The following is a 12012-nucleotide window of genomic DNA, read 5'->3' on the forward strand; positions in this document are numbered from 1 at the left end:
CGCCGTGGTAAGAGAGCGAGGACTTCATGATTGCCGCCGTCATTAAAACCGTCCTGAGCAACGTGTTCGTGCTCTTGCCGCTCGTCGCGATCGTGACGACGTCGGTGAAATCGCGGCGCCTGCGCATCGGGCGCCGGCCGCATAACGTCGCCTACGTGCTCTGGGGCGAGATGCTGTTCTACTCGGTCGGCATCGGGTTTATCTGGAGTGGGATCTTTCACGCGTACTTCCAACAGATTGCGGCGCCAAGTATCGGTTGGCAGCCGAGCCCGTTCGAGTACGAGCTTGGCTGGCTCGAAATCGGCATCGCGATCGTGGCGCTCGGCGCGTTGTGGCGCGGTTACACATACCGCGCCGCCGTGACGATTCCGGTGGTGGTGTTCGGCTTTGCCGCCGCCGCGCAACATCTAGCGCAGATTGCGTGTTGCCGAAATTATGCGCCGGGAAATGCGGGGCTGATTCTATGGCTCGGCGATCTCGCGATCCCGGCCGTCTTTATCATCCTGATGTGGCTGTCGCGTCTTGAGGCCGATCGGCGCTAGGCGACGGCGTTTCTCCCTGCGAGCCGCGCTGCAGCGCTTCGGTGAGAGAATTGAGGCTATCGACCAACAGATCGGTTTCGGCCAAGATGATATCGGCGTCCGGATCCTGCGTCTCGCGGGCCACGCGTTCCAAAGCGCGATAGCCGTCTCGCAGCGAGCGCGTGGGCGCCGGTGGTGCGCCGGTGCGCACCGCTGCGATATCGGCGTCGAGCGCTTCCTCTAGACGACGCGCGAGCGAGCGTAACGCGGGGCGCTCGATGGTCGCGGTGTTGTCGGTTTGCGCGTTGAGCGTGAGCAACGCCAGCGCGAAGCGCTGGGAATGCGCGAGCACGCTCACCGCCACGTCCTGCGGAATGCCGCCCGCGCGCGCCGGCTCGGTGGCCATGCGGTCTACCGATGCCTCGGCCGCGACGCGCGCTTGCCAGGCGGTGCTTTGCGCAGCTCGTCGCGCTTGCTCGTCCCGCGCCGCGGGCGAAATATAGCCGGCGAAGATCACGTCCGCATACACGCGATCGGCCTGGAGTAAATCGGCGAGTCGCTCGCGCGTGAGGCCGCTCTCCCAGGTGGGGAAGGCCAGATACGCGATTGCCGCAAGCGCGCCTCCGATGAACGTGTCCATCACGCGATCGACGACGGCTTGATGCTCGGGCGTTCCGAGCACCGCGAGCAGCATGATCACGAACGACGTCACGGTGAGGGTGTAGAGCGCGTAATTGACCGAAAACGCAACGTATCCGAGCGCCGCGAAAACGATCGCCAATTCGATCGAGACGTCGGCAGTCGGGTGCGCGTACACGACCAGCGCGGTTACGAATATGGCACCGATTAACGTTCCGATGATTCTGGCGAAGCCGCGCTCGAAGGTGGCGGTAAAATCGGGCTTGAGGATCAGCACGACGGTGAGCGGTATCCAGTATCCGCGAGCCGCCGGAAGGCGCTGCGCGAAAAGCATCGCTAGCCCCAGAGCGAGCGCGAGGCGAACGGCGTGGCGCCCCACCGGCGAACGCAGATTGAGATTCGATCGTATCGCGAGCCATCCGTCGCTCCACCGATCGACGTGTGGGCGCAGCCGCGGCGGCGTTTCGGGCGCGGGAGCCTCGGCCGGAAAACCCGCGCTTCGCCACGCGGCGCGCAGTTGCCCGAGAAGCGCTTGCGCTTGCGCGAATGCTTGGCGCGCTCCCGGCCGCGCGTTGACGGTATCGACGGCGTGCCGCGCATCCTCCCACAAACCGTCTTGCGCCTCCGGTTCGCTCGCTCGATCGAGCGCGGTCGCGATCGCCTCGAGCACGAGCGCGCACGTCGAGCCGACATGCTCGATGGCCGCGCACATCGCGCGTTCCCCTTGCTGCTCCCAATAATAGTGATCCGCGGTAAGCGCTGCGAGCGCGGAGCGAATGCGTTCCGCTTCGTCTTGGAGCACCGAGAAGGCGACGAGGTCGCGCCGGCGGGCGAAGGGCTGAGGGTCGGCGAGCGCCGCGCGCACTTTCTGGAAGAGGCTCGCATCCGGCAATGCGTGCGTTCCGCCCGCCATCGCTCGCGCATAGACGGCGAGCCCCGCATAGGCATCGCGAAGTACGCTGCGTTCGATGCCGTACCGCCGCATCGGCCAGATGGCAACGAGCAGCAGCGTCTGCAAGAGTCCCCCGGCGAGCACGAGCCCGGACTGCACGAGAATCTGCTGTCCATCGAGCGAATACGCGCTGGCGAGCGCCAACGCGACGCACGAGTTGAGGCCGACGACCGTTGCCGCCGGGCCGAGGGCGACGAGCGCCCCATATGCGAAGCCCCAAGCAACGGCCACCAAGACCATGGCGATAGGATGCGGCGCGGCGAGCGATCCGGCGGCGGTCGAGACCGCCATGCCGAAGGCAGTCCACAGCATCGCCGCAGCGCGCGTACGATAGACGCCCTGCTGCGATGCAAATCCCACGCTCAAGGCGCCGATCGCGGCGGCTAAACCGAACGCCGGATATCCGAGCACCAGCGCGACGAGCAACGGAACGGCAACGCCGACCGTGCAGCGCGCGACGTAGCCGAGCTCGATTTTTGAGGTGTCGAAGATGAATGCGCTATGCGCCGCGTGGCCGAAGCTCCGCCGTTGTTTGGTTGCCACGGGCGTTACCTCAGGTACGCGTCGACTTCGATTTCGACCAGCATCTCCGGTGCGATCAGCCGCGACACCTCGACCATCGTCGCGGCGGGACGGATGTCCGCGAAGGCTTCGCGGTGCGCCTTGCCGATCGGCGCCCAATCGGCAATATTCGTCGTGAAAATGCGCGTACGCACGACGTCGTCGAGCGCGGATCCCGCTTCAACCAAGGCGACTTCGATGCGAGCGATCGCGGCTTTCGTCTGCTCGTACGCATCCGCTCCATCTCCCGTCGTGCCGGAAACGAAAACAAAATCGCCGACGCGCACGGCACGCGAGTAACCGACGCGCGTCTCCCACACGCTGCCGCTCTCGATGTGCCGGCGCGTCGCGCTCACAGCGCCTTGACGGCCGCCGTCAGGGCATCGACCGACGCTTTAGCATCGCCGAAGAGCATCGAAGTGTTCGGCATCTCGTAGAGCGGGTTTTCAATCCCGGCGAATCCCGAACGCATCGACCGCTTGAGTACGACGACGTTCGCAGCTTTATCGACGTCGAGAATCGGCATACCGTAGATCGGCGAGCTCGTCACGTTGCGCGCGGCCGGATTGGTAACGTCGTTCGCGCCGATCACCAGCGCGACGTCGGTGGTTGGGAATTCGGGATTGACGTCTTCCATATCGAGCAGTTGCGGATACGGTACGTTCGCTTCGGCGAGAAGGACGTTCATGTGTCCGGGCATGCGTCCGGCGACCGGATGAATCGCGTAGGCAACCTTGACGCCGCGCTTTTCAAGCTGGTCCGCCAGGGCTTTGACGCTGTGTTGCGCCTGCGCGACCGCCATGCCGTAACCGGGCACGAAGATCACCTTCTGTGCGTAGGCAAGCATCACGGCCACATCGTCGGCGCTGGCGCTACGAACGTTCTGCGGGCCACCGCCGGCGCCGCCCGCGGGCTCGCTGCCGCCGGCCGCACCGAATGCGCCGAACAGCACGTTGGTGAGCGGACGATTCATCGCCTTGCCCATCAGTACGGTGAGCAGCGTACCACTCGCCCCGACGAGCGCGCCGCAGATGATGAGCAGCGTCGAATTGATTTCGAATCCGGTGATCGCGACCGCGACGCCGGTGAACGAATTGAGCAGCGAGATAACCACCGGCATATCCGCGCCGCCGATCGGCAGCACGAAGAGCACGCCCAACGCGAGCGCCACCACGAGCAGCACCGGATACGCCCACACCGGAAGCGTCCCGGCGGTGGCGACGAACCAGACCGCGATGGCGGCGGCGCTCAGCGCCAGGATGCCGTTGACGAACTGCTGCCCGGGATAGGTGATGGGCCGGCCGGTCATCAGCTCTTGCAGTTTGAGAAACGCGATGATCGAGCCGGCAAAACTCAGCGCGCCGATAATCGCCGAAAGGATGAGCGAAACCGAGATCACCGGATCGATCGGGTTCGAGCCCGAGGCGTAGACGTAGTATTCAACCGTCGAGATGAGCGCCGCCGCGCCGCCGCCCGCACCGTTGTAGAGCGCGACCATCTGCGGCATCGCGGTCATCTTTACTTTGACGGCGGCGAGAACGCCGATCGTCCCGCCGAGGATCACGCCGATCGCGATGGCCCACCAGCCGATGCCGAGCGTCGTTACCAGCACGCCGATGACGGCGATCAACATGCCGACGGCTGCCAATCGGTTCCCCAGGCGCGCCGTCGGCGGCGCGTTGAGATAATGCAAGCCGAGAATGAAGAGCGCGATCGCCACTAAGTCCGCGAGGGAAATCGCGACGTTCATTTGCTCTCCTTCCGCCGGAACATCTGCAACATTCGCTCGGTTACGGCGAAGCCGCCGAAGACGTTAATCGCGCCGAGCGTCACCATGATAATCGCGAGCGTGGTGAGCAGCGGGTTATTCCCTTGCACGCCAAACAGATTCGCTACCACGACGATCGCGCCGACGATCACGACCCCGTGAATCGCATTGGTTGCGGACATCAGCGGCGTATGCAGGGTCGTGGGCACCTTCGAGATCACCTCGAATCCAACGAACACCGCCAACACCAGCACGGTGAGCAGCGTCATCAGGTGCGTAACGTCGGTCACGATTTGTTTCCTCCTACGAGTGCTTTGCCGTCGCGGGCGATGCACGCGCCGCGCACCACCTCGTCGTTCATGTCCACGACGAACGCGCCGTCGACGACCATCGGCGTTAGGAGCGCAAACACGTTGCGCGAGTAGAGCATGCTTGCGTGGTACGGCATGCTCCCCGCTAAGTTGGTGGTGCCGATGATCTGCACGCCGTTTGGCGAGATCACGATTTCGTCGGCCTTGGTGAGCGCGCTGTTGCCGCCGGCCTCCGCCGCCAAATCGACGATCACGCTTCCGGGCTTCATCGCGGCGATCGCCGCTTCGCTCACCAGAACGGGGGCGCGGCGCCCCGGCACCAGCGCCGTCGTAATAACGACGTCGTTTGCGCCGATCTGCTCGACCATCCAGGTGCGTTGCCGCTCTTGCTGTTCGGGCGTGAGCTCCTTCGCATATCCGCCGCTGCCTTCGGCATCGGCGCCGAGATCGAACTCGAGAAAGTGCGCGCCGAGCGATTGCACTTGTTCGCGCACGGCGGCCCGCACGTCGTATCCGCTAACGACGGCGCCGAGCCTGCGCGCGGTGGCGATCGCCTGCAATCCAGCGACGCCCGCCCCGAGCACCAAAACCTTTGCGGGTGGAATCGTGCCGGCCGCCGTCGTGAGCATCGGGAAGAACTTCGGCAAGGCGGATGCTGCAAGGAGCACCGCTTTGTATCCCGCGATGTTGCTCTGCGAGGAAAGCGCATCCATCGACTGCGCGCGCGTGATGCGTGGGATCATCTCCATCGCGAGGGCGGTGAGCCCGCGTTGGGCCAGCGCTTCAACGTACGCGGGGTCGCCGAGCGGGTTAAAAAAGCCGACGACCGCGGCGCCGGGTTTCATTGCTGCGAGCACCGCTTCGCTCGGGCGCCCTACGGTGACGACTACATCGGCGTCGCCGGCAAGCTGCGCCGTGCTCTCGGCCATCTGCGCCCCGGCGGCGGTATAGAGTTCGTCCGGATAGGCGGCCGCGGCGCCGGCCCCCCGTTCGATGCGCACGGTGTTTCCGGCCTTGACGAATCGGGCGACGGTCTCCGGCACGAGCGCGACGCGGCGTTCGTTGGAGGCGGCCTCACGTGGAACGGCTACGATCATGCTCGCGAGTTCCGCGCCATACGGCCTAACCCTCCGGTCGCGCCGCCGGGGAATCTCGGCTTAATGGCGGAGGGAAGCAATCGTGTATTAAGAATAATCGGGCGGCGGGTGTGGGCAAAAATCGTTGGTTTATCCGCCCATACTCGTTTTATATACGCGATTTTAAAGGGTGGTATCTTTCAATGGACTGGTGGCCTGTCTGCTGGCAGCGCGGTTCAAAAATGCGAAAGCCAAGGCAAACAACTTGTGTAGTTTGAAGCTCTTTCTGGTTGCGTTGACGATGGCAATCTTGGCTTTCGGGAAAGGATCGGCTAGTCCGAGTTTTCCGAATGGCTTGCATTGCGGACACTCGCCTTACGTTTACGGCGACATCCTACCAGAGGGGAAGGGGCCTGGAACGTGGGTTGTGCAGATCAAGCAAATAGTTGATGCGAAAGGCCTCGTTTTTGGGTACGTGTATCGCATGCACGATAACGTTCAGCTGATGCAGGCGATGCCAAGTGCGTCGGCCCCATTGATGAAAGCGTTGGGGCTTCGACCGCTAGACTTGAAACGTTTGGCTGCAGTGCTTCCCGATCATCTCAAAATCCAAGACTGCCCAGCCTCTCTCTTGACAAAGCATCCGAACCTTCTGCCGAACTAGTTAAGCGCTAGCGTTTTTCATTCACCCAGGATAGTAGAAGAGCCCCGTGCGGTCGGCAGGGGCTCTTCTTGCGCATGGCGCGGGTCCGGCGTCGCATCTGTGTCGAGTATGCAGAGCGATTTGGCCGCAGTTGGAAGGCCTCGCTCGCGGTTACACGTGGAGTTGGCGGGCGAGGAGGGCGATGAGGATGGCGAAGGCGACGGCGCCGCCGATGTGCGCGGCGTACTCGCTGCGCATCGTGCGCCCATTCGAAAAGAACGCGATCGTGAAATCTGCGACGGAGAGCAGCACGCCGATCGCGCAGAGAATCAGTAATTGCAGCGCGTCTTGAAAGTACACGCCGGCGCCGAAGATGAGCCCGATCAGCAGGTCGCGTGCGCCGGTCGCGCGCACGAATGCGAGCCCGGCCGGGTCTTGCACCGGAATGCCGTAGCTGCGCGAAAGCCGTTGCGGGGAGACGAGCGCGAGCGTGCCGATGGAGAGCAAGCCGATTGCGGCGAGCCCGCAGAGGGCGAGCGCGAGGTTGGGCACGTTAGCGAATGTCGACCTTGTTACGCAACGTGCCGATGCGTTCGATCTCCACTTCCATCACGTCGCCGTCGGCGAGAAACTCGGGTGGGGTGCGCGCGAAGCCGACGCCTTCCGGCGTTCCGGTCGCGATCACGTCGCCCGGTTCGAGCGTCATGCCTTTGGAGAGTTCGGCGATCAAGCGCGGTATGCGAAAGATCATGCTTCCCGTCGAGCTGCGTTGCTTCTGCTCGCCGTTCAGGCGGAAGCCGATTGAAAGCGCGTGCGGGTCGCCCACTTCGTCGGCGGTGACGATCCACGGCCCGAGCGGGCACGTATCGTCCAGGCTCTTACCCTTGAACCATTGCAGATGCGCGCGCTGCAGATCGCGAGCGGTGACGTCGTTGAGGCACGTGTAACCGAACACGACGTCCATCGCTTGCGCTTCGGTGACGTCTTTGCATCGCGTCCCGATGACGACCGCCAACTCGGCTTCGAAATCGTACTGCGGGGAGACGCGGGCTTGGAGATGTAGGGTCGCATCCGGCGCTGCCAGCGCGGTTGGGGCTTTGGTGAAGAACGTCGGAACGTCGGGCAGCTTGAGATCGAGGCCCAGTGCCTTCGAGCCTTCTTTGGCGTGCTCGAGATAGTTGCGGCCGACGCAGAAAATATTGCGCTGCGGCCGCACCGGAACGTCCAGGCGAACGTCGCGTAGCGCAACGGTCTCGCTGCCCACGGCGGCGCTGCGCCGATCGGGCGAGAGGGCGATGTACGAACGCAAATCGGGCGCGTTGATGACGCGTACCGTCTCGCCCTCCAGGATGCCGGGCCCAACGCGGCCCTGCGCGTCGATAAAGCTAACCAAACGCATTAGTCGATGTACTCCTCGCGACGTCGGGTGAGATGCCAGAACTCGCAGTATCGGCAGCGGTAGACGTTCAGCGCATCGGCCATACCATTCATCGCGGCGGTGGCGCGTGCATGCTGCTCGCTGGGATATGCATCCTTCGATCCACAGCTACGCGCGCGATCCGCCGCTTCGTCGAAAAAAAGCGCCCGAGGGATCGGTGGGCGTTCCTTCGGGCGCTTGCGCTTGGCCATAACGGGCCTAGCCGTGCGGGTGCGGGGTTGGTGTGGCTTTCAGGATGCTGTTGAGCCCCGGAAGGGACGGAGACTTCTGCCGGTCTTCTTGGTGCGCTTCATCCACCATCTGGTTGGCCGCTCCGCGCATCGAACCCCAATTGCCGCCGGCTTTGAGGAGCGAAACGTGGCGCGTCACCTTGGCGCCGTGCGGATCGTAGTCGTACGTCACTTTGTAGAGGCCGACTTCGGCGGTTCCGTCGGGATGGCGAATCCAGGTCTGCAGCACGTTGCCGTAGGTCTGCGCGTTGAAGGTTAGATTCGGGCACGATTTGCCCGATTTCACGCGCACGACCTGGCCGAGCTTGTTCACCTCGACCACGAATTCCGTATGGAGTTTGACTTTCGAGAGGTGCGGCGTTGGCAGCGGGACCGGCTTTTTGGCCGCTGCGTGGGCCGGCTGGGTGGCGGCAAATGCCGGTACGCTTGGCAGGAGGAGGAGCAAAGCGAGCGCGCTTGCCCGCTGTAGGGTCGTCATGATCGGTTCTCGCGTTCGTTAAAGATCCAAGTATTAGTTGCGTGAGAGCGCAACGAAGGCATGCCCGCACGATCCGCAGGCCACGACCACCGCATAGTGGTCCTTTTCGCGCAATTCTTCGAGCCGATTCGTTTGCTCGTCACATCCGCAGAAACGGCATCGCGTGGAGGTAGAGTTCCCTCCGGTTCCTTGCTCGTCCACTAACGGGCGCCTTTACTCGCGCGCGGGGCATCAACCTTCCCCCGCCGAAGGCCGTCGGGCCGATGTTCGTCTTTCGCACGTTTCTCGCGATGCTGCTCGCTCTTGCGCTCGCTAGCACCCCGGTCTTTGCCGCTCGTCCTATTGTCGATTTGCATAGCTTAGATGCGTACTTTGCCCTTTTTGCGCAAGATTCTAACGTGCCGTGGAAGACGACGACGGTGCGGCTCGATACCTATTCCGGCACGCCGGTCGATTTTGCCATCTACCAGGTGGACCCGGGCGACGTGTTGACGGCGGGCTCGAACGCGCGCCCTCGGGCCATCGACACGCGCGGGCGTAAACCGGTTGCGACATTTCGCTACTCGCCCCCGGGCGGCTATCAATTCGGCTCTAACGAAGTGGCGCTGCCGCTCGGGAACCGCCAAGGCTTCTTCGTGGTCGAAGCGCGGCGCGGCAAGGTTGGCGAGCAAGTCTGGATCAACCGCACGCGCGTCGGCCTGCTTACGAAAGAGACACCGGGGCAGATCTTGCTCTACGGGGCCGATCTCGGTTCCGGCCGCGCGCTCGCTCGCATGCGCGTGCAGTTCGTCGTCGGATCGAAGTTTGTCACGCGCCTGACGGATGCGCATGGCATCGTCACCTGGGATCGGTCTCCGCGCCCGGTCTTTGCGCTCGCGCAGTGGGGTAAGAGTTACGCGTTCGTCAGCCTGCTGCCGCAAGCGCCGTTGCCGGCGACGATTGTCGGCGTGCGCACGCAGACCGCCGTCATCCATGCGGGAGATAGCGTGAACGTGGTCGGTTTCGCGCGGACGCGTTCCGGTGAAGCGATGCGCGTTGCGAAGGGTGAGGCGGCGATATCGTTGCGCAAGGGCGGAACGTTGGTCGCGCAAGAGAGCGTTCCGATCGATGCGGCCGGCGCGTTTGTCGCGACGTTGCCGGTGCCGGCGAGCGCCGCAGCCGGGGATTACGCACTCCTCGCGCAGGTCGACGGGGCGGTTGGAAGCGCGAGCGTGCACGTGGATGCCGATGCAAACGGACTCTCGCTGCAGCTGAGCTCGTGCGCATCCGCCTGCGACCCCAAGGCGAACGTGCCGGTAACGATCACCGCCTCGCGCGGCGACGTTCCGGTTCACGTCGAAGTGGTGCGTTCGCCGCACGTCTTCGTCGATTACACGCCCACGGGCACGCCTTGGGCCACGTCGCGTTGGCTCGACGTGACGGTACGCACCGATGCGAGCGGGCATGCAACCGTGATGATTCCCAAACCCACCGACGGCCTGGCCTCGACGTACGGCGTGCGAGCTTCTTCGGGCGGTGCGACCGCCGACACGCGAATCGTGGTGCCGACCGGGCGCGCGGCGATTCGTCTCCATCTCGATCGCGATCGGCAGACGCTTGGGACGCCGGCCGCGTTCGACGTCTATCTCAACGACGTCGGGAGCGGAAAGCCGGTCGCCGGCGCATTGGTGACGTTGCGGTTGCAACACGGGACGTCGGTCGAGGAGCAGAAGCTGCGCGTGGACGCGCAAGGGCACGCGCGCGGTGCGTTCTCGTCGGCGCAACTGGGAACCAATTTTATCTTCGCTTCGGCCACCGTCGATGGGGCGGTGGTTATGGATGCCAATCAAATCGAGATGGTGCCGCAAGCGACGGCCGAAGCCGGCGGCACCGGCAGCGGTAACGTGCACATCGTGCTCGATCGCTCGATGTATCGCGATGGAGAGGAAATTCGAGCGCGCGGCGAGCTCGCGGGTGCGCGCGGCGATGCGCTCTTCACGCTCGAGAGCGCGCTCGGCGCGCAGATCGCGGTCGTACCGAGCGATGGGGGCGCGGCGGATGCGGGCCTCAAGGCCATCGACGCTCCGGGCGATATGCGCGTGGGTGCGGCGTTCGTTCGCGATGGAGCGCTGGACTGGACCGCCGTGCCGCTCGCGCTCGATGCGCCGGGCCGCCCCGCCGTGGTTCCGCTCGATCTGCAGCGCGCGGGCGCTGTCGCAAAGATTCCGCTAGATCAGGCGTTGAGCGGCCCGGGGACGATCGCCGTGCGCGTGAGTCGCGGCGAGCCGTCCGGTAGCGCGCGTTTCGAATCGGCACCGGCATTGTTGGCCGTGGGGCTCGCGGCAACGCAGAATAGCGCGCCTGCCGGAACGACGTGGCACCCGTGGGTCGATTCCAGCGGCGAACACGCGCAGGTCCTGGGCTTCGTGCGGCGTTCGTTGCCGCCGCCGGACTTGACGATCGCTCAGGCCGATTCGCAGACGATGTCGTGGAGCGTCGAACGCAGCGCGGGCGCGAGCGTGTCGGTTCCGCTACCGGCTCAGCCGGGACGGTACACCATTTCGATCCTCAAGATGGCCGACGATGGACGCGTTACCGCCGCGACATCGACCATCGTTATATGACGGGTATATGAGCATGGCGCAAGACCGATCGCGAACCTTGATGTTGCTGGATACGTACGGCTTGGTGTATCGGGCATTCTTCGCCCTGCCGCCGACCTTAACCACCAGCAGCGGTGCGCCGATCAACGCGGTACTCGGCTTTACGAATATGCTCAACAAGCTCATCGCCGACGAGCGCCCGACGCACGTGATCGCCGCGTTCGATAAAGGATTGCCCGCCGACCGCGTGGCGCTCTACGGCGCGTACAAGGCGCAACGCGACCGGATGCCGGACGATTTGCGCAGCCAATTCGCCTTGGTGCGCGCGTTGCTGGCGGCGTACGATATTCCCGTGATGGAGATCGAAGGCCAGGAAGCCGACGACATCATCGCCACGATCGCGCAACAAGCCGCGCAACACGGCGAACGAACGCTCGTCGTAACGGGCGATCTCGATTTATTACAGATCGTCGACGACAACACGACGGTGCTAACGACGCGGCGCGGCATTAGCGACCTCGGCCGCTACGATCGGCAAGCGGTGTACGAACGCTTCGAACTGACGCCGGAGCAACTGCCGGATTACCGCGGGCTCAAGGGCGACCCGTCCGATAATCTCCCCGGCATTCCGGGCGTGGGCGAAAAAACGGCGATCAAGCTGATCAAAGCCGCCGGCACGCTGGACGCGCTGGTTGCGAACCCGGCGCTCGCGGGTAGCGCAAAACTCGAGCAACTCGTCATCAAACACGGCGATGAAGCCAAGCTCTATCGGGACGTTTCGACGATTCGCCGCGATCTCGACGTAACGCTGGA

At 64.2% G+C, this 12012-nt stretch carries 12 protein-coding genes; 3 read left to right on the forward strand and 9 right to left on the reverse strand.

The genetic code is table 11. From position 1 onward, the window contains the following. Nucleotides 1-26 precede the first annotated feature (26 nt). Nucleotides 27-542, forward strand: a complete 516-nt coding sequence (locus VMW12_12480; protein ID HUZ50533.1) for a DUF6790 family protein — start codon at nt 27-29, stop codon at nt 540-542. Here VMW12_12480 and VMW12_12485 read toward each other — a convergent pair. The 9 genes from VMW12_12485 to VMW12_12525 form a co-directional block, all read right to left on the reverse strand. Beyond that, nucleotides 499-2655, reverse strand: a complete 2157-nt coding sequence (locus VMW12_12485; protein ID HUZ50534.1) for an FUSC family protein — start codon at nt 2653-2655, stop codon at nt 499-501. The two genes, VMW12_12480 and VMW12_12485, sit on opposite strands and share 44 nt — an antisense overlap. A gap of 5 nt (nt 2656-2660) precedes the next feature. Further along, nucleotides 2661-3029, reverse strand: coding sequence for a RidA family protein (locus tag VMW12_12490; protein ID HUZ50535.1), 369 nt, complete (start codon nt 3027-3029; stop codon nt 2661-2663). Further along, entirely contained in the window at nt 3026-4423 is a 1398-nt protein-coding gene (locus VMW12_12495; GenBank protein ID HUZ50536.1) for an NAD(P)(+) transhydrogenase (Re/Si-specific) subunit beta, read from the reverse strand. Before VMW12_12495 ends, VMW12_12490 begins: the two co-directional genes overlap by 4 nt. Next, on the reverse strand, nt 4420-4731 hold the full coding sequence (locus tag VMW12_12500) for an NAD(P) transhydrogenase subunit alpha (GenBank protein HUZ50537.1): 312 nt from the start codon (nt 4729-4731) through the stop codon (nt 4420-4422). Before VMW12_12500 ends, VMW12_12495 begins: the two co-directional genes overlap by 4 nt. Then, the gene (locus VMW12_12505; protein HUZ50538.1) at nt 4728-5849 is read right to left on the reverse strand and encodes a Re/Si-specific NAD(P)(+) transhydrogenase subunit alpha; all 1122 of its coding nucleotides are present in this window, start codon (nt 5847-5849) and stop codon (nt 4728-4730) included. Before VMW12_12505 ends, VMW12_12500 begins: the two co-directional genes overlap by 4 nt. 793 nt (nt 5850-6642) lie before the next feature. After that, nucleotides 6643-7023 carry a DUF4267 domain-containing protein gene (locus VMW12_12510; GenBank protein HUZ50539.1) on the reverse strand — a complete coding sequence of 127 codons (381 nt, stop codon included), beginning with the start codon at nt 7021-7023 and terminating at the stop codon, nt 6643-6645. A 1-nt stretch (nt 7024) separates the two neighbouring features. Continuing rightward, nucleotides 7025-7870, reverse strand: a complete 846-nt coding sequence (locus VMW12_12515) for a fumarylacetoacetate hydrolase family protein (protein HUZ50540.1) — start codon at nt 7868-7870, stop codon at nt 7025-7027. After that, nucleotides 7870-8100: a hypothetical protein gene (locus VMW12_12520; GenBank protein ID HUZ50541.1), complete on the reverse strand. Its 231-nt coding sequence runs from the start codon at nt 8098-8100 to the stop codon at nt 7870-7872. The genes VMW12_12515 and VMW12_12520 overlap by 1 nt, the downstream gene beginning before the upstream one ends. A 7-nt stretch (nt 8101-8107) precedes the next feature. Continuing rightward, nucleotides 8108-8617 carry a hypothetical protein gene (locus VMW12_12525; GenBank protein ID HUZ50542.1) on the reverse strand — a complete coding sequence of 170 codons (510 nt, stop codon included), beginning with the start codon at nt 8615-8617 and terminating at the stop codon, nt 8108-8110. Nucleotides 8618-8880: 263 nt separating this feature from the next. On the opposite strand from VMW12_12525, the gene VMW12_12530 reads away from it, so the two are divergent. Together VMW12_12530 and VMW12_12535 are read left to right on the forward strand one after the other, a co-directional pair. After that, nucleotides 8881-11220 carry a hypothetical protein gene (locus VMW12_12530; protein HUZ50543.1) on the forward strand — a complete coding sequence of 780 codons (2340 nt, stop codon included), beginning with the start codon at nt 8881-8883 and terminating at the stop codon, nt 11218-11220. Between the two features lie 40 nt (nt 11221-11260). After that, nucleotides 11261-12012, forward strand: a 752-nt coding sequence (locus tag VMW12_12535) for a 5'-3' exonuclease H3TH domain-containing protein (GenBank protein ID HUZ50544.1), incomplete at its 3' end; no start/stop codon positions are given.

This window comes from Candidatus Dormiibacterota bacterium (genome assembly GCA_035532835.1).
Classification (GTDB): Bacteria; Vulcanimicrobiota; Vulcanimicrobiia; order Vulcanimicrobiales; family Vulcanimicrobiaceae; genus DAHUXY01.

Bases quoted from the DNA above. Each gene is read 5' to 3' on its own strand.
- VMW12_12480 (HUZ50533.1), top strand. From the start codon at position 27: ATGATTGCCGCCGTCATTAAAACCGTCCTGAGCAACGTGTTCGTGCTC.
- VMW12_12495 (HUZ50536.1), bottom strand. From the start codon at position 4,423: ATGAACGTCGCGATTTCCCTCGCGGACTTAGTGGCGATCGCGCTCTTC.
- VMW12_12505 (HUZ50538.1), bottom strand. From the start codon at position 5,849: ATGATCGTAGCCGTTCCACGTGAGGCCGCCTCCAACGAACGCCGCGTC.
- VMW12_12515 (HUZ50540.1), bottom strand. From the start codon at position 7,870: ATGCGTTTGGTTAGCTTTATCGACGCGCAGGGCCGCGTTGGGCCCGGC.
- VMW12_12520 (HUZ50541.1), bottom strand. From the start codon at position 8,100: ATGGCCAAGCGCAAGCGCCCGAAGGAACGCCCACCGATCCCTCGGGCG.
- VMW12_12525 (HUZ50542.1), bottom strand. From the start codon at position 8,617: ATGACGACCCTACAGCGGGCAAGCGCGCTCGCTTTGCTCCTCCTCCTG.
- VMW12_12530 (HUZ50543.1), top strand. From the start codon at position 8,881: ATGTTCGTCTTTCGCACGTTTCTCGCGATGCTGCTCGCTCTTGCGCTC.